26 protein-coding genes are annotated in these 23,983 nt (G+C 52.5%); 19 read left to right on the top strand and 7 right to left on the bottom strand.

All coding sequences use genetic code 11. From position 1 onward, the window contains the following. The first annotated feature begins 82 nt into the window (after positions 1–82). The 8 genes from ACO0LD_RS18490 to ACO0LD_RS18455 all read left to right on the top strand — a co-directional run bounded on the left by ACO0LD_RS18490 (position 83) and on the right by ACO0LD_RS18455 (position 5,652). Complete coding sequence (locus ACO0LD_RS18490) at positions 83–1,774, top strand: ABC transporter substrate-binding protein (RefSeq protein WP_423009443.1); 1,692 nt, start codon at positions 83–85, stop codon at positions 1,772–1,774. 42 nt (positions 1,775–1,816) lie between these two features. Continuing rightward, positions 1,817–2,278 (top strand): SMI1/KNR4 family protein, encoded by a 462-nt coding sequence (locus tag ACO0LD_RS18485; protein WP_423009441.1) that lies wholly within the window; start codon positions 1,817–1,819, stop codon positions 2,276–2,278. 41 nt (positions 2,279–2,319) lie between these two features. After that, the gene (locus ACO0LD_RS18480) at positions 2,320–2,982 is read left to right on the top strand and encodes a hypothetical protein (RefSeq protein ID WP_423009439.1); all 663 of its coding nucleotides are present in this window, start codon (positions 2,320–2,322) and stop codon (positions 2,980–2,982) included. 69 nt (positions 2,983–3,051) lie between these two features. After that, positions 3,052–3,450: a hypothetical protein gene (locus tag ACO0LD_RS18475; RefSeq protein WP_423009437.1), complete on the top strand. Its 399-nt coding sequence runs from the start codon at positions 3,052–3,054 to the stop codon at positions 3,448–3,450. Between the two features lie 56 nt (positions 3,451–3,506). Further along, positions 3,507–3,917 (top strand): hypothetical protein, encoded by a 411-nt coding sequence (locus ACO0LD_RS18470; RefSeq protein ID WP_423009435.1) that lies wholly within the window; start codon positions 3,507–3,509, stop codon positions 3,915–3,917. Further along, on the top strand, positions 3,914–4,807 hold the full coding sequence (locus ACO0LD_RS18465) for a hypothetical protein (protein ID WP_423009433.1): 894 nt from the start codon (positions 3,914–3,916) through the stop codon (positions 4,805–4,807). Before ACO0LD_RS18470 ends, ACO0LD_RS18465 begins: the two co-directional genes overlap by 4 nt. A gap of 26 nt (positions 4,808–4,833) precedes the next feature. Further along, the gene (locus ACO0LD_RS18460; RefSeq protein WP_423009431.1) at positions 4,834–5,244 is read left to right on the top strand and encodes a hypothetical protein; all 411 of its coding nucleotides are present in this window, start codon (positions 4,834–4,836) and stop codon (positions 5,242–5,244) included. 72 nt (positions 5,245–5,316) lie between these two features. Then, complete coding sequence (locus ACO0LD_RS18455) at positions 5,317–5,652, top strand: hypothetical protein (protein ID WP_423009429.1); 336 nt, start codon at positions 5,317–5,319, stop codon at positions 5,650–5,652. 16 nt (positions 5,653–5,668) lie between these two features. Here the strand turns inward: ACO0LD_RS18455 and ACO0LD_RS18450 are convergent, their stop codons facing one another. The 4 genes from ACO0LD_RS18450 to ACO0LD_RS18435 all read right to left on the bottom strand — a co-directional run bounded on the left by ACO0LD_RS18450 (position 5,669) and on the right by ACO0LD_RS18435 (position 8,811). Further along, positions 5,669–5,983 (bottom strand): hypothetical protein, encoded by a 315-nt coding sequence (locus tag ACO0LD_RS18450; protein ID WP_423009427.1) that lies wholly within the window; start codon positions 5,981–5,983, stop codon positions 5,669–5,671. A gap of 115 nt (positions 5,984–6,098) precedes the next feature. Next, positions 6,099–6,545 (bottom strand): hypothetical protein, encoded by a 447-nt coding sequence (locus ACO0LD_RS18445; protein ID WP_423009425.1) that lies wholly within the window; start codon positions 6,543–6,545, stop codon positions 6,099–6,101. Positions 6,546–6,712: 167 nt separating this feature from the next. After that, entirely contained in the window at positions 6,713–7,267 is a 555-nt protein-coding gene (locus tag ACO0LD_RS18440; protein WP_423009423.1) for an exonuclease domain-containing protein, read from the bottom strand. Positions 7,268–7,911: 644 nt separating this feature from the next. After that, positions 7,912–8,811, bottom strand: coding sequence for a LysR substrate-binding domain-containing protein (locus tag ACO0LD_RS18435; protein WP_423009421.1), 900 nt, complete (start codon positions 8,809–8,811; stop codon positions 7,912–7,914). Between the two features lie 117 nt (positions 8,812–8,928). Here ACO0LD_RS18435 and ACO0LD_RS18430 point away from each other — a divergent pair, with 117 nt between their 5' ends. The 3 genes from ACO0LD_RS18430 to ACO0LD_RS18420 all read left to right on the top strand — a co-directional run bounded on the left by ACO0LD_RS18430 (position 8,929) and on the right by ACO0LD_RS18420 (position 11,861). Beyond that, positions 8,929–9,942: an MBL fold metallo-hydrolase gene (locus ACO0LD_RS18430; RefSeq protein ID WP_423009419.1), complete on the top strand. Its 1,014-nt coding sequence runs from the start codon at positions 8,929–8,931 to the stop codon at positions 9,940–9,942. Positions 9,943–10,030: 88 nt separating this feature from the next. Beyond that, complete coding sequence (locus ACO0LD_RS18425; RefSeq protein WP_423009417.1) at positions 10,031–11,275, top strand: hypothetical protein; 1,245 nt, start codon at positions 10,031–10,033, stop codon at positions 11,273–11,275. Positions 11,276–11,357: 82 nt separating this feature from the next. Then, on the top strand, positions 11,358–11,861 hold the full coding sequence (locus ACO0LD_RS18420) for a hypothetical protein (protein ID WP_423009415.1): 504 nt from the start codon (positions 11,358–11,360) through the stop codon (positions 11,859–11,861). A gap of 181 nt (positions 11,862–12,042) precedes the next feature. Here ACO0LD_RS18420 and ACO0LD_RS18415 read toward each other — a convergent pair whose 3' ends face one another. Continuing rightward, positions 12,043–13,779 carry a PHB depolymerase family esterase gene (locus ACO0LD_RS18415; protein ID WP_423009413.1) on the bottom strand — a complete coding sequence of 579 codons (1,737 nt, stop codon included), beginning with the start codon at positions 13,777–13,779 and terminating at the stop codon, positions 12,043–12,045. Between the two features lie 500 nt (positions 13,780–14,279). Here ACO0LD_RS18415 and ACO0LD_RS18410 point away from each other — a divergent pair, with 500 nt between their 5' ends. Then, entirely contained in the window at positions 14,280–15,377 is a 1,098-nt protein-coding gene (locus ACO0LD_RS18410; RefSeq protein ID WP_423009411.1) for an alginate lyase family protein, read from the top strand. A 93-nt stretch (positions 15,378–15,470) separates the two neighbouring features. Further along, positions 15,471–15,707, top strand: coding sequence for a hypothetical protein (locus ACO0LD_RS18405; RefSeq protein WP_423009409.1), 237 nt, complete (start codon positions 15,471–15,473; stop codon positions 15,705–15,707). A 210-nt stretch (positions 15,708–15,917) separates the two neighbouring features. On the opposite strand, the gene ACO0LD_RS18400 is transcribed toward ACO0LD_RS18405, so the two are convergent. Further along, entirely contained in the window at positions 15,918–16,427 is a 510-nt protein-coding gene (locus ACO0LD_RS18400; protein ID WP_423009407.1) for a Crp/Fnr family transcriptional regulator, read from the bottom strand. A 393-nt stretch (positions 16,428–16,820) separates the two neighbouring features. On the opposite strand from ACO0LD_RS18400, the gene ACO0LD_RS18395 reads away from it, so the two are divergent. Then, positions 16,821–17,879: a tetratricopeptide repeat protein gene (locus ACO0LD_RS18395; RefSeq protein WP_423009405.1), complete on the top strand. Its 1,059-nt coding sequence runs from the start codon at positions 16,821–16,823 to the stop codon at positions 17,877–17,879. Positions 17,880–17,921: 42 nt separating this feature from the next. On the opposite strand, the gene ACO0LD_RS18390 is transcribed toward ACO0LD_RS18395, so the two are convergent. Then, positions 17,922–18,860 (bottom strand): AraC family transcriptional regulator N-terminal domain-containing protein, encoded by a 939-nt coding sequence (locus ACO0LD_RS18390; RefSeq protein WP_423009403.1) that lies wholly within the window; start codon positions 18,858–18,860, stop codon positions 17,922–17,924. Positions 18,861–19,012: 152 nt separating this feature from the next. On the opposite strand from ACO0LD_RS18390, the gene ACO0LD_RS18385 reads away from it, so the two are divergent. The 5 genes from ACO0LD_RS18385 to ACO0LD_RS18365 are packed head-to-tail and all read left to right on the top strand — an operon-like array spanning position 19,013 to position 23,887. Continuing rightward, positions 19,013–19,603 carry an NAD(P)H-dependent oxidoreductase gene (locus ACO0LD_RS18385; protein WP_423009401.1) on the top strand — a complete coding sequence of 197 codons (591 nt, stop codon included), beginning with the start codon at positions 19,013–19,015 and terminating at the stop codon, positions 19,601–19,603. 37 nt (positions 19,604–19,640) lie between these two features. Continuing rightward, positions 19,641–20,114 carry a (2Fe-2S)-binding protein gene (locus ACO0LD_RS18380; RefSeq protein ID WP_422956992.1) on the top strand — a complete coding sequence of 158 codons (474 nt, stop codon included), beginning with the start codon at positions 19,641–19,643 and terminating at the stop codon, positions 20,112–20,114. 10 nt (positions 20,115–20,124) lie between these two features. Continuing rightward, complete coding sequence (locus tag ACO0LD_RS18375) at positions 20,125–22,359, top strand: molybdopterin cofactor-binding domain-containing protein (RefSeq protein WP_423009399.1); 2,235 nt, start codon at positions 20,125–20,127, stop codon at positions 22,357–22,359. Between the two features lie 29 nt (positions 22,360–22,388). Beyond that, complete coding sequence (locus tag ACO0LD_RS18370) at positions 22,389–22,829, top strand: DUF1330 domain-containing protein (RefSeq protein ID WP_423009397.1); 441 nt, start codon at positions 22,389–22,391, stop codon at positions 22,827–22,829. Positions 22,830–22,840: 11 nt separating this feature from the next. After that, on the top strand, positions 22,841–23,887 hold the full coding sequence (locus tag ACO0LD_RS18365) for an XdhC family protein (protein ID WP_423009395.1): 1,047 nt from the start codon (positions 22,841–22,843) through the stop codon (positions 23,885–23,887). The last annotated feature ends 96 nt before the right edge of the window (positions 23,888–23,983 follow it).

Genomic DNA, 23,983 nt, shown 5'->3' with positions numbered 1-23,983 from the left:
ATGCCGCTAGCGTATATCAAAGGCGGAAGGGTAAAAACGGATAGAATCAGGTATTTCTTTCCTCCTTTATTAATACGTAAAGATGCGACTGCTTGATCACTTCCAGCACCTGGCCGAATGGTACCCCAGCGCCGATGCGCCCGACCTGGCCCAGATTGCTGCGGCCTTGTGTTGTAGCGAACGCAATGCCCGCTTGCTGCTCAAGCGCATGCAAGAGCAAGGCTGGATAGACTGGCAACCAGGCAACGGGCGCGGCCATCGCTCACGCCTGAATCTGCTACAAGACCATGAAAGCCTGCGCCTGCAAAGGCTGCATCATTTGCTGGCTGACGGCAAACTCGAAGCCGCCTTTGATGGCTTGCCCAGCGCAGGGCGTGAACGCCTGAAGCAATCGCTGCCTGGTTATCTTGGTGGTGGCCGCGCAGGCAGCTTGCGCATGCCCTTCTACCGCCCCCTGCATGCGCTGGATGCAATCCACATCAACCGCCGCACAGAGCAACACATCATCATGCAGATCTGCGCTGGCCTGACGGAATATGACCGCGCCAGCGAACAGATCATCCCGGCGCTGGCGCACAGATGGGATGCCAGCGCTGACGGCAGTAGCTGGGAATTTGTCTTGCGACCCGGCCTGCAATTCCACGATGGCCGCCCTGTGCGAGCAGAGGATGTGGTCTATTCCTTGCAACGCGCTCGCGACACTGACGGCCCCTACCGCGCCATGTTTTCCCATCTTGCCAGCATCAGCGGCACTGAGCGCAGCGTGAAGCTGCAACTCAACAAGCCCGATCATTTGCTGCTGCATCTGCTGGCTCACCATGCCGCCGTGATCATGCCCGCCGACGATGCAAGGCGCGCAGATTTTGCCGCGCTACCCATCGGTGCCGGGCCATTCAGACTCATTCGCAATAATGAACACCGGGCAACGCTGGCAGCTTTTGACGGTTACTTCCGTGAGCGCGCCCTGCTTGATGAAATTGATTTATGGGTAGTACCACATGGCAGCCCCTTGCCTGAAGTTGACCTGCACCTGGCGCATGCCTCGCCTGAAAAAGTGTTCGCACCTGCTGATAGCTGGTCGCAGATACGTGCGCTTGAACAAGGTTGTGACCTGGTCATGCTGAACCCGGCACGCGCAGAATTTTCTGCGCCCGCTGCACGTCTTGCCATTGGAGCCTGGTTGCGCCCCGCTGCGGCTGAACTGGCGGCGAAAGAAACTCGCGCCATGGCTTTTGGCATGCTGCCGCAGTGGAATCATTTGCCTGAGCAAACGACAACCAGCGCACCCGCATTGCCAGCACACCTGGACGTCGTCACCTATGAACTCGACAGCCATATCGCCCTTACCCATTGCGTAGCAGCCAGATTGCGCGAGGCCGGAGCAGATGTCAGCATCCACATCCTGCCCTTCCCCGAATTTGGCCCCTACCACTGGCGGCACTGGGCCGATGTCGTCATCGCAGGAGATGTGCTCGACAACGACATGGAGTTTGGCCTGTATAGCTGGCTGGCGGGAGAATCACTGGTCAAGCAAATGATGGACAAAGCAGCCCGCACCTGGCTGGCGCGAGCGAGCGCCGACATTGCCGCAACAGCCGATACAGCACAACGCGCCAGCCTCATCGAAGCCTGCTTCGCCCGCATGGTAGAACAAGCCTGGATACTACCCATGCGCCACACCCGCCACGGCATAGACTATGGCCCGCAACTGGGCGGCGTGACCCTGGCGCGCTGCGGCTGGATGGATTTTCGCAAGCTGTGGTTGCGGCCCTGAGTTCTAAAAAAATAACCGATAGCCTAAAATATCCGACATCACATGAACGAACTTATCCAACAATTTGACACAGCTCTTGTGCCGCAATGGGAACGTCATCCAGTCCCCACCAGTAACAGCATTACTCATATAGAATCATGTCTTGATTTTCGCATCCCATCTGAATTGATTGCATTCGCACGTTTGTCTGCAAGCTATGGCAGCTTCTTTCTCAGCCTGGGAGAAGACTATGCATCGGATTCACACATCCTGGAAAAAAATCGCTCTATACGTATGAATGAACATTGGCTGGAGCAAGGTCCGCCCGCTCCCGAGCATTTAATCTTTATCACTGATAATTTCATGACTGATTCGTTCTGGTGCTTAGACATCAGTGAAAAAATTGGTACATATCCTGTGGTACTCTGGTCACCCGCCATGACACCAAGACAAAAAAGCAGAAGGTATGGCAATTTTTGTGAATTTGTTTCTGATCAAATTAAGTACTATGAAAAAACGAAATGATCTCTATTGATCAGGATCACCAAATTTTGAAAGCACGATATATGGCTGTTAAGCGAGACTACGGTACATTTTCAAAAGCTGCACCCAAACACTTAAAACCCTTGATCACCAATCTGGATTTTCAGCAAACGACAGGTGCATACTTCTTGCGTAAGCGTGAGTCTTGGGAAGAAGGTTTTTACTTGCAACAATCCGGATATGGTAGTGGCAATTTCTGGGTCGAAATTGGCCTGAGTGTCCCCGGCATGGATACCTATTGGCAAACTGACCCAGCTGAAAAGAGCTTTGGTTTCATCGTAGGGCGAAGATTAGGGATCAATCTGGCAAGCTACCATTCAGAGGTATATCCGGCAGAAAATGCTGAAGAGCTGAAGGCAAGTCTGCAGCTTGTAGCACAACACCTGCAAACCGCAGAAAGCTGGTTTTCAAACTTCAAGACGCTCAAAGATGTCGCGAAATTCTACGGCAAAGGCAACAATAACGAACTCTCTGCAGCCAACCATGCCTATTTCTTGTTACTGGCAGGCGAACCAGAAAAAGCAAAAATCAAGCTGGAGTATGCAAAAAGAAAAATGCAATTAACCGTCGTTGAACATGAAGCTAGTTTTAAAAAGAGAAAACCCGGCAAAGAAGCCTTGCACATCTATGAACTTGATCTCCACCGCCTGAAATGTGTAGAAGCAGCCTTGCGTGAATGCAACTAAAAAAAGAAATTTTGGCGCTACACTAATGCCAACTACGAAAATCTTCCATTGCGACAGCCCTTGACAGCCATGACAAACAACGCCGACATCATCGCCGCAGGCAAACAGCGCTTGGCTTATCTTGATATTCTCGAACTCGCTTCAGCGATTGAAGAAGATGAATTTCGTACCATCACTTACACCTTCACGACACCGGTGGCGACGATACAGCTTATTGATACGACGCTGGATGGCGATGTGACAGTCAGCGTTTTTGTTGCAGGCCAGGATACACCCTTATTGCATCTTGAACTCATAGACTGCAAGAACATCAGCGCGGTCGATGACAAGCGCGGCAAGTATATGGAATTTTTAGGACAATTGAAGATCGGTGAATATTCAAGAGGCAGCTCAAGGAAAGAGGCAGGGTTCAGGCTTTATCTTGAACCTTTTGTGCTTCTGGAGCCTTATTTTAGAAGCGGCGTTTGATTTGCAAATCAGGGACAATGGTGCCGAACCTATAAAAATCAGGATAAACCTTCTCCATGAAAAAATTTTACAAAGATGCCGTGTTTTTCTTGCTGCTCCATACTGCCTTTATCCTCATCATTGAAGGAGCACATTTGCTGAACCTGGACTGGCACTTCAATGAGAACACTGGCCTGGCGCGTTTGCTGGCGCACCCAAACGTAGCAGCAATACACCTGGTCTTTTCCAGCAGCCTTCTACTCTTGCTGTGGTTCAAGCATGAGAAAACCTGGAAACTCATGTTTGCCGTTGCCCTGGCAGCCTGCATCTACGGTGTATATGTCACTTTTGTCTATGCCACAGGTGCGGACTTTTTATTCCTGTATGGCGCAGGCAGAGTCATCGGTTACAGTGCACCTTTAGCTTTTCCAAACGGCCTGGGCATTTTTTCCAAACCTATCCATCGTGCCGATGAAGATGGAAAATGAACCCGGCATGCACCAGCAATAACCCGAATACCCAGATGCAGACACAAACACATTACCTTCACGGCTATCACGTCATCGTATGGACAGATATCTTCGATCCCTCACTGACAACACTGATTCAGAGTTGCCCTGAACTGGTCCTCGGGCGGCAAGTAGCAATCGTTGCTTGTGATGGCGGCCCTTACCAGCCTGATCAGGCAGAAATGGCAAGAGGCTGGGTAGTGCACAATACGCTGGCTGTCAGTCCGTGCGTGCAAGACATAGCCGATTTGCCGACGCCGGGTTTTGATGAATGGTATGTGTATGAAGGTGAGGTACCTCGTACGCCGCATACGATATCTGTGAGTCATTTTGATTTTTCGGTACTTGATGAACAAAGTGAGCAAGCGCAGATTTTCTGGTCGCAAGTCGAGAATTTCCAGCCTTTGCATGTATTGGGGGCTGGTGCCGGTTCCATGTTTGTGCTGAGCCGTGATGAGCAGGTCCACAAGCAATTGCAAAAGATATTCATCATGCACGCTGACATACCAGATCCCGCAGCGTTTTTCCTCGCGCTTGGCGGGCTGCATGATGCCAGGTTTCATGCAAACGCAAATCCATCTGACAAGACATTGACGCTGGAGATAGAGGACATCAATATCAACTTGATAGGTCTGCCTGAATATCCGGGAAAAGAGCCAGCCCTCTTCATTTTCTCAAATGTGGCAGGCGTAGATATGAATTATGATGTTGACGAGGCCAGCAATTGCCGTATCTACGACCTGGAAATAAAAACAGAATGGGATGCACGCAGAAGCACAATGAACATCTCCATATCCCCGGGTGGCAGGTTGTCTTTTCTATTTTCAACTGTAAAACGCGTAGCATACTTCAGCAAGTCTCAGCTTTGAACATCGGCCATACAGAAAAAATCTACATGGAAAACGCCCGCAGCAAGGCACTTATATTTTTGTCAGTCCACACGGTAGCTACCCTGGTATTGAGCCTGGGGCAGATGATGGATGTGCACTGGTTCAACCTGAATGAACACCAACTCAATAAACTTCACCTCCATCCAGCGCTCGCAACGGCATCCATCTCAGTGTCATTTATACTGCTGTTCCTGCTATGGCTGAAAAACGAGCGAACTTACCGCTTCGCGTACGTTCTGGCACTGGCTGGCTGTATTTATGGGGCCTTGCTGGCAATAACGAACGGCATACTATTTGGCTTCATGCTTGCTTACGGTGCGGTTTGCATTATTCACCTGTATGCGCCCTACGGTTGGCCTGGTGTGAACAAGATGTTTGCCCATCCTGGCCGTCGTACTGATGGAGATAAAAAATAACGTACCTCACATCAGAATGAAAGAGGCAGATACCTTCACATTACTGTTATTTGAACACGGATAAAAAACTACATGGCCGAGATATTCCACTGTATTAATGCGACTCCCGTAAAACTGGTTTCGAGCAACATTGCTTATGAACCGGCACCTGTCATCCATATTGATGTCTGCGAAGGTGAGCAGGTCGTGGCCGCTGCCCGTATCATGTATCCTTACCATGGCAGCATGCTGGGCTGCAGCACCAATAAAGCAGAAGAAGAGCTTGAACTGGCGGTGCTGACGCTGTTCAGTAAAGGTTTGCTGCCATTAACGCTGGGGCGCGTGATGGAACTCAGGCAACTGATGCAATCGATAGGGCATCATGAGATCGCGCCCATGTACCAGCACCCGGCAGACGTGGATGGCTGAGTGGCGGTATTACTTTTTACTCCACCCCATTCTCAAAATCAGTAATGACCTGGTCAAAGAAAGCACGCAGGCAGGCGGTTGAACAAAAAAAGGCATCATCGATATTCTCGAACAACGTAAATCCTTTTCCAGAGGCATTCACGCCATGGTCGCACAAATGGACTGATTTAATCACGTCGGCAGGTCCAAAAGAATCGGTATTGCCAATTCTTTCCATCGCACTGAAAGTCAGGCAGGCAAATTTTCCATTGTTAGACTTGCCGCAGTGACCGCAACAGCCACTGGCTGGAAAGAACATGCCTGTCTTGTGTGTTTTTAACGGGTACTTCATATTTTCATGGGACATTTTCATGGGTTAGAAAATCCCGCCAAAGGTGCATAGCGAGGTTTTATTCAGCATAATATATGCCGAAAGGCAACGTAATGAAATCGCACAAAAAAAAGTATCAATCCCTTTTCCTGCGCCCCATTATCATGGAAAAATAGGTAATCACTACCATGACCAGCCAGAAATAAAAGGAGCCGCGTACATCACGCTTCTCTCCTACCCAGCGTGTTGTTTCAGGTACGGTACTCAGATATTCGATATCGACCTGATCATGTCTTTGGTATTTTTCCAGAATGTCTTTTGGCAGTTTTTTATTGACGCTGATTTTTTGATTGCCCGCCGTCGTGAAATTGATCATGGCTTCGTTTGTCACGGTCACATCAGGACTATGTCCACGCGATTTTCGTGTGTGAACGCTCTGCTCATATTTTCGGATTTGTTCGGTCTCGGCGACCTTCCCATACTTGCCGAAGTTACGATTTTCGAAAAAGCCGGTCACAGTCTCATAGCTACTCAATGCCAGGAGGATGAGTATGAACAAATTTAAAAAGAAGCGCGTAAACATGAAATTTATCTCAGATAGTGGCTACTGGATACAAGGCCGGGTATTTTACGGTAGTGGATAGATTTTTGTTGATTTCTGATGTGTGTGGCGCGTAGAAGCAGGAAATTTCCTGAATCACTTCTACAAAATTGTGATTGCGTGATTGCACTTCTTAGCGTCACGCCAGCTTAACGATCTCCGGCATCAAACAACAAAGGCAATAGCCGCGCGATATTGCGCGCATCGTCTATGCCACGATGGGCAGTACCCTCAAACTGCATGCCTGCCTGGCGCAGAGCCTGGCCCAGGCCCAGCTTTTTACTCAGGTTCAGGCGTTCAGACATCAAGGGCTTGAGGTTGATGTGCGGCGCACCGACAGGATTAGAAACGCGATGAAAGGCGCAATCCTGCTGCAACTGTTTGCGGTCATAATCGCCCCAGGAGCAAAATACAAAGCCCTGGTATTGATGCAGCCATTTCTTGAATTGAACTGCCACATCCTTGAACAAGGGCGCACCATCCACATCGTGTTGTTGTATCGATGTAAGCTCTGTGCAAAAGCCAGTCAGCACCGGATGCCTGACAGGCTGGACAAAACTCTGGAACTGGCTGAGCACCTGGAAATGGCGTGCTTCGACCATGACTGCACCGAATTCTATGATTTCCATTTGTTCACGCGGCACACTGCCCTGGTCGCAGCAGGTGGCTTCAAAATCGATGACGAGGTAATAATTTGTTTTCATGTTTTTTTATTGTTGGGCGCACGGTGTCGCTGGCACAAGCCACGGGCCATGCGCATTTTTTGATTTATTGAAATGAGTTTCAGGTTTTTATATCGTAAGTCTTTGTCGATGCTTGCAGAGTGAATCTGCGATATGGCATCGCGCTGAACATTTCATGCGGTATTGTGTCGTACCAGGTATTTTTTTTCTTCTTGTTTTGACCTGGCAAACATATCCGGGATTGGGTGTTGATCACATAATGTGCATGTGCGGTATTGCTACGATGAGCGGATTGTAGCAATACTTGTTTAAGCAATGAAAGTTTATTTGCGATGGATGTTGCGTGTTTGCTGCATTCACCGTCTGGGACGCATTACGGCTTTGATACTGCGATATTTGATGTCGTCGTCCTGCTGCTTGAAACCTCTCACCACAGAGACACAGAGTCACAGAGCTGGCACAGAGAGAACATCAACGCTCGCACAGCCGACATCTCAGAAAATAGATAGGCGTAGGGTGCATTGCAATGCACCGGATGTGATCTCTGCATGCCGCAATTATACCACTTTGCCGTGAGCGAAATTTGCATGCGGCGCATTACAATGCACCTCCCGTTACGGCTACATCACGGCTTTGATTAGGCGATATTTGATGTCGCCGTCGTACTACTTGGTGCCTTCCATACGCAAGAAAGAAATCAAAGCCTGCAAGGCTGCCGTCATGTGTCGTCGGCTGGAATAATACAAATGAAAACCTGCACGTGTCGTCGCAAAATCAGGTAGCACTTCTTGCAGGCGGCCGCTTTGCAGATAGGGGCGTACGTGGTCTTCTGCCAGGGCGGCAATGCCTGCGCCGTTCAGGGCGGCGGCCAGGGCAAGGTTGGCGTCGTTGACGATAAGGTGGCCATCTACGGCAATTTCCAGTGCCTGCCCTTTGTCCATGAAAGCCCAGGGGACATGCACCTCGGTCGTGGGACGTTTGATGCGTATGCATTCATGTTTTTGCAAGTCACGCGGTGTGTGCGGCATGCCGTTTTTGGCGATATAGCTTTTTGAAGCGACACAGACAAAGCGGCGCTCCGGGCCTATCTTGATGGCGATCATGTCTTGCGCCAGCAATTCACCCTGGCGTATGCCTGCATCGAAGCGGCCCTTGGCCAGGTCTATGGCTTTATCTTCTACCGAGATATCCAGCACGATGTTTGGAAATGCCGTGCGAAATTCTGCCAGCCTGGGGGCCAGCAATAGTTCTGTCGCTACCCGTGGTGCTGTCAGGCGCACTGTGCCCGCAGGCGTATCGCGAAAGTCATTGATGGCCTCTGTCGCTTTCTCCAGCCCTTCGAGCACAGGCCGTAAATGATCGAGCAATTGCTGGCCCGCCTGCGTCAGCGAGACGCTGCGTGTAGTGCGGTGCAAGAGCCGCACACCGACACGGGTCTCCAGTTGCCGCAACACCTGGCTCAGGGCAGATGGCGTGACTTCCAGAAAAGCTGCCGCCCTGGCGAAGCTCTGCCTTTCTGCTATGGCCACGAAGGCCTTGAATTCTGCAAATTCACTCGCACGCATCAGTTAGTCCAATTCATTAGCACTGCTACATAGTTTGATAATATATTACTACATTATCTCATCATAATAACTCTCTATACTGAAGCCCTGTTCAACATCAGACGAAAAGGCTTTATCATGAAAACCACCATCAAAACCGCTCTCGTACTTGCCAGCACGCTGAGCCTGGCAATCGCCATCGCAGGCAATGCCATTGCGCAAGCCCAGGTGCCAGAAAAAAACCGGGCAGCAATACCCATGGCCAAATTCCAGGCACCCGGTTTTTACCGCATGATGCTGGGCAGCTTTGAAGTCACGGTCTTGTCAGATGGCACAGCGACCCGCCATGTCGATGAGATCATGAGCAAACCGGAAGAAGTGCGCGCAGCCTACGCGCATCAGCATGAAGAGCTGCCTGCAGAACTATCGATCAACACCTACCTGATCAACACCGGCAGCAAGCTCTTGCTGGTTGACACCGGCGCGGGCGAGTTGTTTGGTGCTGCCAGTGATGGTAGTGGCAGCAGCAACAGGCTGATACGCAATCTGCGCGCTGCCGGTTACCAGCCTGAACAGGTCGATGCGGTATTGCTCACGCATATCCATGGTGACCATTCAGGGGGCCTCTCCGCTGGCGGCAAACGCCTGTTCCCCAATGCGGATGTGTATGTTGATAAAAACGACGCCAACTATTGGTTGAGCACGGCCCAAGCCAATGCCGCACCGGCAGCAAAACAACTGACATTTACCCAGTCACGCGCGACGGTGAACCCATATGCCGATGCTGGCCGCCTGAAAATTTTCAACGGTGCGCAAGAGCTGTTCGCAGGTGTCAGCAGCATCCCCTCTTACGGCCACACACCGGGCCACACCGCCTATCTGATCAGCAGCCAGGGCAAGAGCCTGCTGTTGTGGGGTGATGTGATACATGCCGGTGCAGCCCAGTTCAAAGATCCGACGATTACTATCGCCTATGATTTTGATGCATCCGCTGCGGTCAAATCGCGCCAGTATTTATTGCAACTGGCTGCCAGCAAAGGCTATTTGGTTGGCAGTGCGCACATATCCTTCCCTGGTCTGGGTCATATAGGCAGCACGGCAACAGGGTTTGAATGGCTGACGGCACCGTACCAGATTCAGGGGACGTATTGATCACAGGGGTGAGTTGAACATGGCAAAATGATGGGCGGGAAAGCGCTAATCTGCTACCATGGCTGGGCTCTCCACCACTGTCTGCGCCATGAAAAACCCCCTGCAACTGTGCCTGTCTGCCGCCCTGACCATGGTCTGCCTGCCAGCCATATCGCAAACCCTGGCAGAAGCCGATGCGGCCTATGCGCGCCAGGATTTAAAAGCCGCTTTTGAGATGTACCAAAAACTGGCAGATGAAGGCGATGCTGCGGCCCAGTACCAGGTTGGCCATTTTTATGAAAGTGGCCGTCATGTTGCACAAAGTTTTGACAAGGCTGAGCCCTGGTACCGGAAATCTGCCATACAAGGTTATGCCAAATCGCAGGCCAATCTGGCCTGGCTGTATGTGAATGCCAAAGGTGGCCTGCCCAAAGATATGGTGCAAGCAGTGCTGTGGTATGAAAAAGCGGCAGCCCAGGGTGACAGGGAGTCGCAGGAACGCATAGACAATCTGTATAATTTTTATCCAGATTTGATGGCCTCGGTCAGAAACTATAAAGTCGCCATACTGGACAAGCAACGCCAGGAGATCGCAGCGCAGCGACAGGCAGCTTTTGATGCCGAGTCTGAAAAAAATATACAAGAATCCCGCCTCTGCCTGAACAAGCTCACGGAAGATGCCAGGACAAAATCCTTGGCCGGTAAATTCTCTCCCTTTGGCAGCAACACCGTGCCTATGGAAATGCTGGCCAATACCGGCAAACCAAATGCGAAAGAAAAAGCCGCACTGTCTTATGTTGTGGCCGAATGGGAAAAATGCATAGACATACAGGCAGAGCCACGCAAGAAATATCTGCCGCCAGAGGCCAACAATATTATCAGCAGTTACCGCCTCGACTTGCGTTCTGGTTTCGCTGATCTGTATAGCGGTAAATCATCGTATGGCGACACAGCCAGAATGCGGGCAAAGCTGGACATAGAATTCAAACAAAAAATAGATACCCTGAGTGCCAAAATCCAGGCGCAGGAATTTGCCGAAGCCAAGCAAAGGCAAGAAGCCGAAGCACAAAAACGCTATGCCGAGGCACAGAGCCAGCAACAGCGTGAAGCAGAAAAACAAAGGCAGGCAGAAGCCCGCCGCATGCTGGACATGCAAGAAGCCCAGGCACGTGCGCAACTGGAGCAGACCAGGCAGTTGCAAAGGAATGTCGATTTCTTGCAGGGCATGCAAATGCAGCAAATGTTCAGACCGCCTCCACAGCCCGTGATCATACAGCAGGCACCAGCACAGCATTATTCAACAACTTGCTATACAACAAATTATGGCGGTGTGCGGCAGACTGTCTGCAATTAATACACTGATTACATGCTGCAAGCCATTCATCAACAAATACAGCAGCTCATCCCCTGATATTTTTTCAAACAAAGACCTTATTATGCATTGGCGTAATCACCCTGCACTGAAAAGCAAACTGCATCCTGAATACCCTGACGACCTACAAGTCATCGTGCACGATGGTGGGCCACGCTTGACAGAGCGCCGTCCGGAACTGGTTTGGGTCAGGATAAACGGTCTCGAACATGAAGTGCTGAGCGGCACGGTCTTGAATGCGCCAACACAATTACAGTCTGTGCGACAAAATCAACACATACAATTTGCGCTGGCTGGCGTAGAACACCCGGTCATGCTGACTGTAAAATACCTGCAAGAGAAATCCGCCTGGAATATTCAGCCTTGTGACAAGTGCGGTTTTACGCACATGTTTGATGCGCCGTCAGACTTGATCAAAGTCATTTTTCCCAACATACCAGCAGATGCAGAGATGGAAGGTTTTACCAGCTTTTGCCCTCTTTGTGGTGGAGTGCAAATCATAGAGTCCAGGACCGTTGCGCCACTGGCTGAAGTCAAACGCCCGTGGTGGAAATTCTGGTCATCCTGAACACAAATGCCAGATGTGATACCTGAGCAGCAAAGACAGTAGCTCATCGCCCGCATTTTTTGCATCAAACAAGAGCGCGACACATCAATGGCATACCAAAGGCGCAGGAACAGACACGCACATCCGGCATGTCTGTTCCTGCTTACTCTCACCTTTCTACGTCAATCAACACAAAATCAACTCAAGGGCAATTACCAATGATGTAATAGCCCGCAGTAGTCTGCGCCAGGGTCTTGGTATAGAACAAGTTGTCCAGCCCCATGTTCTGGTTGGAGCCATTGGCCAGTGCATAACCACCACTGTCATGTGCCCGGCCTGCCTGTACGTGGGCATAGTTGTTGGCGGTGACCGCGTTGCAAGTCCAGCTGGACGCGGTGGTGAGGCTGACTGTTGCAGACAATGCGCTTTCACCGCTGCTGCCCACAGCAGAAACAGCAAAGCTATAGCTGGTGCTGGCTGTGAGGCCGGTGACAGTATAACTGGTAGCACTGAGCGGAGACGCGGTGATCTTCGCGCCATTGCTATACAGGTTATACCCGCTTGCGCCGCTGACTGCATTCCAGCTCAGCACTGCACTGGTGGCGGTGACTGCACCAGAGGTCAAGCCAGTTGGTGCCTGTATCACAGGTGCAGTGCCCACCAAAAATTGCGGGATAGTGCAACTGGCCGATACCTGGCCAAGATTGTCAGTGGCGTTGACTGTACCCACGTAATAGCCACTGGAGAGGTTATAGCTTTTGCTAAAGCTGCCGCCGCTGCCTGCTGCTGCATCGTTGACAATGCTGGGGCCACTGAGACTGACGGTGTAGCTGCTGATGCTGCCACTGGCAGTAGCAGCACCATTGATGGTGGCGCTGGTGGCCGTAATGCCTGAGCTGGAACAACTATTCATCACAGGTGCTGGTACAGTGGATGCGCGCAGATTATTCTTGAACCAGAAATCCATCAAAAACGCCGGATAGTTGATCTTGGTGCTGTCAACATAATGGCTGTTCTGGCCGCCGCTGCCAGCGGGCCAGGCATGGCCCATGCCGCTGACGGTAATCTCATGCGTGCGTACTTTGCCATTGGCATCGGTATAGGGGATATTGGTGCCACCAGTTGCGATGCTGACACTGCTGCCCTGGGTAAAACTGCCGCCATACACCTGGCGCATGGCTGCCACATCCATGGGGCCATAGGCCTGCGCGACTGTATAGTCGCTGGTGCCCCACACTGCACCTGCGATCTGGGTAGCAAATTTTGCGGCATTGCTGCCTGCCATGGCCTGGCATTTACTGGCGGCCGTGGCAGCAGTATAGCCCGATGGTACGGCCCCGATCTGCAAGGTGGTCGTGCCTGGAGGTGGCCCGGCATTGATGCCTGCACCGGCAAATATATCGGGTGCCAGGCAAGCCAGTACCATGGTTTCACCACCGCCGGACGACAAACCCGTCACATACACCTGGTTGGGGTCAATGGCATATTGCGGGTTGCTGACAAAGCGGTTGACCAGGTCCAGCAAAATTGCATCATGCCCAGGCGCGCTGCGGGTGTGGGTGGTATTGGCATAGTCCCAGCAATGGTTGCTATAGACATTGCCGGTGGCATTCGGGGCCAGGATGACGGCACCATATTGCTCGGCCACCGCTTTCCAGTTAAAGCCCTTGTCGCTGGTCTTGTCTATCACGTCACCAGATGCGGTCTGGGTGCAGCCGTGCAACACCAGCACCAGTGCGCGTTTGCCTGCCAGCACGGGTTGTGCTGCTGGCCAGTAGAAATAACCTGTCAGGTTGCCACCATTGACGGTGTCAGCCGCCCAGGTTTGCTGGCTACTCCAACTGCCTGGCCCGGCAGTTACTGCATGCGCAGTCAGGCTGGCCAGCAATGTGCAGGCGATCAGCATGACTGCCCGCAGCGCAATTTTTATTTTGTTCATTGATGTCTCCGTTATTTTATTTATGTGATTTGAAGCAGCTTGTGGACTATGGTTTTTGAACACCGATTGCGTTCGACTTGTACGGCTATTTTCATAGCAAAGTGTTTATCCACAGACCAGGCAACCAGGACAGACGTACGCGCCTCATTCCTGGTTTTGTTTTAATGATGCACGCAAGTGCGCCAGCTCAAAAGATGAGCTAAAAATGAAAGCAGTTGAAGTTGTTGTCTCCTGATTTTTTTGGAATTCCATCTGGGCAAGCGCGGGCCGAACCAGATGCAGACCTGTACAGGTAGCAATCATGGTAAATCATTTATTTGCTAATACAAGGAACATTGGCTGTGCAAATCTGCACACTTGGCTGGAGAAAAAAACGCATGCTTTTTGCATGTATGTGAGCAAGTAGCAGGCCAGCAGTTTGATACAACAATAGCTGCTGCCTATGGACAGGACTGCCTTTTTATCACCTTGCCTTGCCCGGACACGGGTATCATGCCTTCATGTCCAGCTCGCTTATCCTCGCCATGAAAAATCATCCAGGCCCTATTCCAGGCCGCATCATACCCAGTCTTGTCCTGGCCTTGTTCGCCGTCCCCTGCCATGCACAGACCAGTGTCACACCGGCACAGCCCATGATGATCAGTGCAGAACGTTTCGCCAGCTTGCGACAAGAACCCGCACGCTGGGCAGCATTGCGCAAGCGATGCGATAAAGAATTGACGCAACCCAGCCATGCCGTGGCTGATTACAGCCCGGCGCGCCATTACACGGCTGACGGGGTCAGCCATGACCCCAGCGGCAAATACCTGAACACAGATGCAGGGATAGCTTATCGCGCAGCCCTCTGCTACCAGCTTACTCACGACATCGTCTATGCGCGCCACACCCAGCAGATCGCCGATGCCTGGGGCAAGACGCTGGTACATGTCTCAAAAGACCAGGGTGCGGCTGAGCTCAATTTCAATATCCCGCAATTGGTGATCGCAGCCAGTTGGGTGCGCAATGCCAGTCCCTGGGATGACAGTGACTTCATCACCATGCTGCAAAACCTGGTGCTGCCGCTGTCACATGCCGACAAGGCCAACAATCACGGCAATTGGGGGGTGCTGATGGATGCCAGTATTGCCGCCTATACCGGCAACGGCAAGCAGCTGGAACGCGCACAACAGCGCTGGCAAACCCTGTTATCCAACCAGGTTGCAGAAGATGGCAGCATGCCGCTGGAAATTTGCCGCAGCAACACCAATAATTTTTGTGATGGCCCCGATAAAGGCATCAACGGTATCAGTTACACCCACTACACCCTGCATCCCGCCACCATCACGGCAGAAATTTTTATGCAACTGGGAAAAAATTTATACCAAACGGACGCGGGCAAGAAACTGTCCCTGGCTTACCAGCGCGCTGCGGAATGGACGCGCTACCCTGAACGATTCCCCTACTATGCCAGCAACCAGGGCAAGCTCAATGGCATCAGCAACACGGCCTATTTCCTGATCCTGCAAGCTCACACCATGAATGACGATGCCGCAGAAGTCATAAAGCAAGGGAAACCGGGTTCAAATAGCCTGGAACTGGTGCTGCTGTATGGCCATTGAGCAAGCTTGATAGCAACGCCAGGTTAGTTTCGCAACAGCCTCTAAGTTACAATATCCCCTGCATACCGCATAAGCCCTTCAGGAATCCACCACATGAACACCGTATTCGCCGCCCCCGTCTTTGACACCACCGTGATTTTTGAAGGCAAGGAACTCTTCAAAGGCAAGAGTGCCGCCGAGAACTGGGCCAAGAAACTGGGCGCAGAACTAGAGTGCGTCACCACCGTAGAAAAGATAGGCACAGGCTGGGCCATCTTTGGTAATGTCGATGGTGAAGATTGTATCTGGGCGATAATGGGGCAGAGATTGAAGAGGATTAATCGGGAATGAGAGGCACGAATAACAAACCGGTATCAAAAGGCGCCGTGGCGTAGGGTGCATTGCAATGCACCGCATGGATCATCGCATACCCGGAGAAAATTTCTGTGCCGTGCGCATCGCGCGCATGCGGCGCATTACAATGCACCTCCCGTTACGGCTACGACGCCCCTGCTTCCGCCATCGCCGTGCATCTGTATTTTAACGATCATCCTGCCCTGCTCACAAAAACTCCACCAGTTGCCCGCTCACGCTACGCAGGCGCTGGCTCATGAGTTTGGCCAGCCGGGCCAGGATTTGTACTGCCAGCGCTGGTTTTTCGCGGATGATACGCTGGTAATTGTCCTTGGTCAGCAGGAGCAGGATGCTGGTTTGTGAGGCGATGCAGGTGGCTGAGCGTTTTTCGCCATCGATGATGGACATCTCGCCCACAGTCTTGCCGTGGCCGACAGATACTATGCGGTGCGGCGTGCCGTCAAGGTCGGTCTTGAGTATCCCGATTTCGCCCTTGACCAGGAGGCCCATGTAGGAGCCGGATTCGCCCTCCCTGAAAATGATGCTACCTGCCGAGACTTCATAACATTGCAGATAGACCGCCAGGGCCTCGATGTCTTTCCACTCAAGGTCGGCAAACAGCTGTGATTCGGCGACCATGTCGCAGATATCGTGCGACTGGAAGGTCGTACCAGCGCCGACGAGGCGGAAACCTTGCAAAGCTTGATCTGGATTCATTTTTTACTCGCTAGTTTCAATATGCCTGCTTGTCAATTTACAGCTCTGCCATAGCTGTGAAGAGCTCCTGCTTGCATTTGTTAGTTTATCTTAATCCAGGCCAAGTGACAGCATGACTAAAGCCGCTGGCACCACATATGCGCTTATTGAAATTGCAAATAATTGTATGCGGCATGCGCAAGCACCAAGGATCCAGTCAGTACAGTTCACTGAGTCGTGAATCTCACTCTCAGCTTAAGCACGCCATGCATGCCGATGAAGTATAATTTTTATTGCGCTATAGTCAACAAATAGCAGCATTATCGCCAACCAAGGGAAAAAATGCCAGAAATGTTTTGATTCATGCAGGGCCAAGACAGACCGTTTTACTAGAAGCAACTCACAAAAAAACAGATGAAAAAATATGTCAACCCGGTTTTATTCTCGCTTGCTATTGTGACAGTATGCGCAGCTTACTCCCAAAATAATAAACAGATCGGACTTGAGAGAAAAGCATCGCCATCGATCCAGCAAGAGGTAGATAGAGATGAAGTAATCCAGGCTAAAAGAGCCTTAGCCTATGCGGAAAATCTTGACCCCGATCATTTTGATATCACAATTATCTCCAGTCACCTTGCTCACTTATACATAGGCCTGGGTAGATATGCCGAAGCAGAGCCCCTGTTTAAACGGGCTCTGGCCATCACGGAAAAAGTATCGGGGCCTGCTCATCCCGGTGTTGCCCATATCCTCAATGATCTTGCAGGACTTTATAAGACCCTTGGAAGATATAAGGAGGCACAATCCCTGTACGAACGGGCCTTGTCAATTTGGGAAAAAGCACCTGATTCAAACGACAATCTTGTTGCTACCGGACTAAACAATTTGGCAGTAGTGCTCGGAGCACTTGGCAAGCATGCGGAAGCAGATGCATTATTTCAGCGTTCCCTGGCAATAAAAGTCAGGAGACTTGATGCCGATCATCCTTCAGTAGCGATCACGCTGAGCAACATGGCTATCTCTTTTGATCATCAGGGAAAATACACAGATGCCGCTCCTTTATATGAACGCACATTATCTATTACAGAGAAAGCATTTGGATCAAACCATCCCAGTGTAGCCCTGGCATTAAATAACTTGGCAGAGTTTTACCATAAGCAAGGTAAAGACGCGGACGTAGAGGCATTGCACAAACGTGCTTTGACTATCAAGGAAAATGCACTGGGCCCTGAGCATGCGGATGTCGCGGCGAGCCTGAATAATCTTGCCGCATTTTATGCTGATCAGGGTAAATATGCAGAAGCTCAGAATCTGTATCTGCGCTCGCTGAAAATACTTGAAAGGGCATTCGGTAACAATCATCCCTCCACAGTAGTGGTAATGGGCAACCTGGCCTTGCTGTACCGGAAAACAGGCAAGGAAAATGAAGCAAGGGAAGTAGAAAAAAACATCCCCAAATCAAGACAGAGTTGAACAAGCAAGCTGAAATCTGTTTCCCCAACTCTGCTATTCCCCTCACACCGCCATTCGCATGCGCTTGATATCCCGCAATGGCGGCTCACCAAACAGCCGTGTGTATTCACGGCTGAACTGCGATGCGCTTTCATAACCTACTCTTAGCGCGGCGCTGCTGGCGTCGATGTCTTCATTGAGCATCAGTTGCCGTGCATCTTGTAGCCGCAAATGCTTCAGGTATTGCAAGGGGCTCATACCTGTGACCGCACGAAAATGCTGGCGGAAGGTGGATGGGCTCATGTGGGCTTTGTCTGCCAGCTCATCCATGGCGATATCTTCTGTGTAGTGCAGTTTCAACCAGGTGATGAGCTTGGCGATTTGCTGGCCAGGTGAACCAGCCGTCATCAGATGGCGCAATGCCGGGCCATGTTCACCATTGAGCAGGCGCACGATGATCTCTTGCTGTATCAGCGGTGCGACCAGGGGTATCAGTTGCGGTTCATGTTGCAGGCGCACCAGACGGGTAATGGCATCGAGCAAACCATCGTCCACGCTCACGACCGACATTGCCAGTGATGTCGATGCTTTCAGCGGTGCAGAGAAATTCATTTCGGCAGCGCATTGGGTAATGACACGGGCATCCAGTGCCAGGCCCATTCCCAGAAATGGTTGCGCACTGCTGGCACGTGTCACATAAGACACCACGGGCAAGTCCAGCGAAGTCACCAGCGATTGCCCGGGTGCGTAGTCAAAAATCTCTTCCCCCAGCAAGACGCGCTTGCCACCTTGCACGGTCACGCCCAGGCTCAGGCCATAAATGCATGGCATGGGGTCGGTCGTTTTGCTGCGTCTGTACATCATCAAGCCAGGAATATGGGTCGTATAGTCGCCATCGGTTTGGGCAATATTGCTGACCAGTGCGGCCAGTGCCTGGCCATTCACAGTGAGGGTTTGATGTCCGGTTTGCATGGTGTCGCCAGTGAATTCTTGAATAGCCATAGCCTACCATTTTCAATGCCATGTTTCTCATTTCTGCTGATGAATCATCAAATTGGGCAAGAAATGCATCGGATCAGGCAAACGGCTTTTATGACACCTGACAGACAATAGCCGTCAATAAAAGTATTCCGGCAAATCAACAGGACTTATCAATGAAACACGCACTGATCATCAACGCACACCAGTTTTATGAGGGCATGTCCAGCGGCAAGCTGAACCACAGCATGGCCGACATCATCAAGACAGAACTGCAAAACCGCGACTACCAGGTCAGGCAAACCCAGATCGAGCAAGGCTATGACATCAATGCCGAAGTGCAGAATCACTTGTGTGCTGACCTCATCATTTTGCAGTCGCCGGTGTACTGGTTTGGCATGCCGTGGATATACAAGAAGTATGTTGATGAAGTTTTCACGGCAGGCATGATGCAGCAAGGCTTCCTGGATGGCGATGGCCGCACGCGTGAAGACCCCAGCAAGCAATACGGCAGCGGCGGCAAGATGCAAGGCAAGAAGTATATGTTGTCGCTGACCTGGAATGCACCTGCAGCAGCCTTTGGCGACACCGCGCAATCTTTATTTGAAGGCAAGACGGTTGACGATGTCTTTGTTGCCAACACAGCCAATTACAAATTTTGCGGGGTTGATGTCTTACCCGCTTTCTCTTGCCATGACGTGCTGAAACAGCCCGATATTGAGAATGATATCGCAAGGCTGCGCGCCCACCTGGCAAATGCCATCTGAATAAATACCAAGGCTCTTACCCATACCGGAGGTTTTCATGATCAACACTACCATTAATGGCAAGAATACCAGCGTCGATGTCACGCCCGACACACCTGTGCTGTGGATGCTGCGCGATGCGCTGCAACTGACAGGCACCAAGTTTGGTTGCGGAGCCGCCTTGTGCGGTGCCTGCACCGTGCATCTGGATGGCCAGGCGATACGCTCTTGCGTCACCCCTGCTTCTGCCGTGCAGGGCAAGAAGCTCACCACCATAGAAGCAGCAACCGGTGGTAACGACAAAGTGGGTAATGCCGTCAGCGCGGCCTGGATCAAGCATGATGTGGCGCAATGTGGTTATTGCCAAAGCGGGCAAATCATGAGTGCCACTGCTTTCCTGAAATCCCTGCCACGCGGCAAACAACCGACTGCTGCTGAAATCGACAGCGCCATGGCAGGCAATATCTGCCGCTGTGGCACCTATGCCCGCATCCGCGCTGCCGTCGCCGATGCAGCCAAAGCCATTATCTGAAGGAGACAGCATGTTACCGAATATCGATTACAGCGAAATGCCGCGTGCCCTGCAACACATGCTGGAGCGCGACCAGCCCGCTAAAGTTCTCCCTCTCAGCCGCCGCAGTTTTCTCAAGTTTGCCGGTATAGGTGGCCTGGCGCTGGGTGCCTTCCCCCATCTTGCGCTGGCGCAGGCAAGTACTGCCCTGAAGCCTGCGCAACAGCCATCTGCCTTCGTACAAATCGCCACGAACGGCGAAGTCACCGTCATCATCAACCGGCTGGAATTTGGCCAGGGTGTGCAGACTGCCTTGCCGATGATACTGGCAGAAGAACTGGATGCCGACTGGAAGCTGGTACGCAGCCATCATGGCAATAGCGATGCGGCTTATCATGACCCTTTCTTTGGTATCCATATCACTGGCGGTTCCAACTCCATCAAGAACAGTTTCATGCAATACCGCGAACTGGGTGCGCGCGCCCGTGCCATGTTGCTGGCTGCGGCGGCAACGCGCTGGAATGTCGATGTCAGTACCCTGCGCACTGAGGCAGGCATTGTGATTGCCGCCGATGGCCGCAAGCTTGGCTATGGTGAACTGGCAGAAGCAGCGATGGCCTTGCCTGTACCTGAAAAAGTCGAACTCAAAAACCCCAAAGACTTTCGCCTCATCGGCCAGCCAACCAGCCGCCTGGATGCCCGCGCCAAAAGCAGCGGCAAACAGGATTATGGTATTGACATGCACTTGCCCGGCCAGTTGACCGCCGTGGTAGCACGCCCACCAGTATTTGGCGCAAAACTGAACACTGTCGATGACAGCGCAGCGCGCGCCATCAAGGGCGTGAAAGCAGTTTTCCGCCTGCCTCTGGATCGTGGTGCCGAAGGCGTGGCCGTAGTGGCCGATGGCTATTGGGCCGCCAAACAGGGGCGCGATGCCTTGAAGCTGGAATGGGACACTGCCAGCGCCAGCGTTGAAAAGGTCGACAGCACCAAACAACTGGCCGACTACCGCAAGCTGGCCAATGAGCCCGGCGCGCGCCGCTTTGATGCCGACATGGCAGCACTGGACACTGCGCCCAGACACCTGGAAGCGGAAATTATTTTCCCTTACCTCGCACATGCAGCGATGGAACCGCTGAACTGCACGGTTGCCCTGAAGGATGGTGCGGCGGATATCTACACGGGCTCACAAAGCCCCGGCCTGGATGCAGCAGCTGTGGCACGTACGCTGGGCATCAAGCCTGAGCAGGTCGCCATGCATGTGCAGATGGCGGGTGGTGGCTTTGGCCGCCGCTTTGCCAGCAGCAGCGACTTTGTGGTCGAAGCCTGTGAAATCGCCAAGGCCACCCGCGCTGCAGGTTTGAATGCGCCGGTGCGCACCGTCTGGAGCCGTGAAGACGACATGCGCGGCGGCTATTATCGGCCCATGCACTTGCACCGCGCCCGCATAGGTTTTGATGACAAAGGCAAGGTGCTGGCCTGGGACCATGTGATCGTCGGCCAGTCCATCACCGCTGGCACCGTGTTTGAGCAATTCCAGGTCAAGAATGGAATTGATGGCACAGCCACCGAAGGCATGCGTGACCCCTACCCTTTCCCCATGCGTTTAACTGTGCATCACCCAAAACTGAATGTGCCAGTGCTGTGGTGGCGCAGCGTGGGTTCTACCCATACCGCCTTTGTCATGGAAACCCTGCTGGACGACATTGCCCGCGCCACCAAACAAGACCCGGTGGCTTATCGCATGAGCCTGTTTGGCGACAAGCACCCGCGTCACCGCGCAGCCCTGCAACTGGCCGTGGATAAAAGCGGCTATGGCAAGAAGCGCCTGCCAGCCGGGCGCGCCTGGGGTGTGGCCGTGCATGAATCATTCTCTACCGTAGTGGCCTATGTGGTAGAGGCGGCCATGCAGCAGGGCCGCCCCGTGCTCAAAAAAGTCACGGCTGGCGTGCATTGCAACCTGGCAGTCAACCCGCGCACTATCGAAGCACAAGTGCAAGGTGCTGCGGTAATGGGGCTGAGCATGTGTTTGCCGGGCGCAGCCATCACGCTCAAGGATGGTGTGGTCGAGCAAAGCAATTTTGGTGACTATACGGTGGCACGCATCACCGACATGCCCGCCATTGAGGTGCATGTGGTACCCAGTGCAGAGCCGCCAACCGGCATGGGTGAACCCGGCCTGCCACCTTTGGCACCGGCCTTTGCCAATGCGATAGCCAAGCTGACTGGCAAGCCTGTGCGCCAGTTGCCGTTCAACTTGGCGTAGTCTATCCATAACCCGATTCAGTGACCAATATGAGCAAACTTATTACACGCATCGCCCCCAGACTCACCCTTGGACTTACCCTCGGGCTTGCCATCGCATTTGCCACTGCCACCGGACATGCGCAGGAAGCGACACCGTCTACGGACGCGCCTATCCCGGCTGGCAAGACCGTGCCAGGCTACCTGATCGCCAACTTTACGATCCATGATCAGGCGATGTTCCAGAAGTACCGTGACGCCGTCCGCCCAATCTCGCTGAAATACAAAGGCAAGGCTATCGTCTTCAATCCGGATGCAAGAAAGGTCGAAGGGAATCCACAGATGGTAACGGTCGTCGTCGAGTTCCCCAGTCTGGCCGATGTCGAGAGCTTTTACTTTTCGCCTGAGTACACTGAGGTAAAAAAGCTGCGTATTGCATCAACCGAAGGTTCGATCGTGCTGACCCAAGGTTTAATTCCACCCGTGAATTGAGTACCCACACCATGGAAGACATCGACACCCTGGTCCTGCGCACTGCGCTGGCCTGGCATGCGCAGGGCTTGCAAGTCATCCTCGTCACGGTCGCGCGCACCTGGGGTTCTTCACCACGCCCACCAGGGTCGCTGATGGCGATCAATGGGCGCGGTGAAACCGTGGGCTCGGTATCGGGTGGCTGCATAGAAGATGATCTCATCCACCGCATCCGGGAAGAAGGCGTGCAGGCTGTCTGTGCAGGCAACCTGCCGCTGGTGCTGCGCTACGGCATCTCTGCCGACCAGGCGCACCGCTTTGGCCTGCCCTGTGGTGGTACGGTAGAGCTGGTGCTGGAGCCTGTCTCGACCCATAGCCGCCTTGATGAATTGCTGCTCGCTTGCGAACAACGCCGCAGTGTGGAACGCACACTGGATTTGCTAACCGGCCATGCAGCCGTGCAAGCAGGCCAGTATGATGGCTTGCCAAGGCTGGATGATCACAGGCTTGTCACCTGCCTCGGCCCGCAAGCCCGCATCATCGTCATCGGTGCCAGTGACCTCTCGCGTTACCTGTGCCAGTTTGCACTCAGCCTGGGTTTTGCCGTCATCGTCTGCGACCCGCGTGAAGAATACCGCGCCAGCTGGCAATTGCCTGGTGTTATCGTCAGCGAAGAAATGCCGGACGACCTGATACTGCGCCTGCAACCAGATAACCGCACCGCCATCATCGCCCTGACGCATGACCCCAAGCTTGATGACCTGGCCCTCATCGATGCCCTGCAATCAAATGCCTTCTATGTCGGCGCCATCGGTTCACGCCGCAACAGCCAGCAAAGACGCGAACGCCTGCACACCCATTTCGATATCCCCGAAGCCGCCCTGCAAACCCTGCATGGGCCAGCAGGCCTGTACATAGGCAGCAAGACCCCGGCAGAAATTGCACTGTCCATCATGGCTGAAATTGTGGCGCTGAAGAATGGCATACCGCAAACTGCAAGCACACCCGTCGTGCTTGGCAAGACGATGTATGAAAGCCAGCAGCATCAGACTACAAACACTGCGCCTTGCACCATTTGACCGTGAAAGGCATTGCGTGAATTGATTTGGCCCCGGGCTTATCTATAGACCAGTCCAAGGGTCATGCGGCTTGCCTGCTGCAGCCATCCCATGCGC

This window comes from Undibacterium sp. Ji83W (assembly GCF_049340385.1).
Lineage (GTDB): Bacteria > Pseudomonadota > Gammaproteobacteria > Burkholderiales > Burkholderiaceae_D > Undibacterium.
This window is presented reverse-complemented; position numbering and strand designations above follow the sequence as displayed.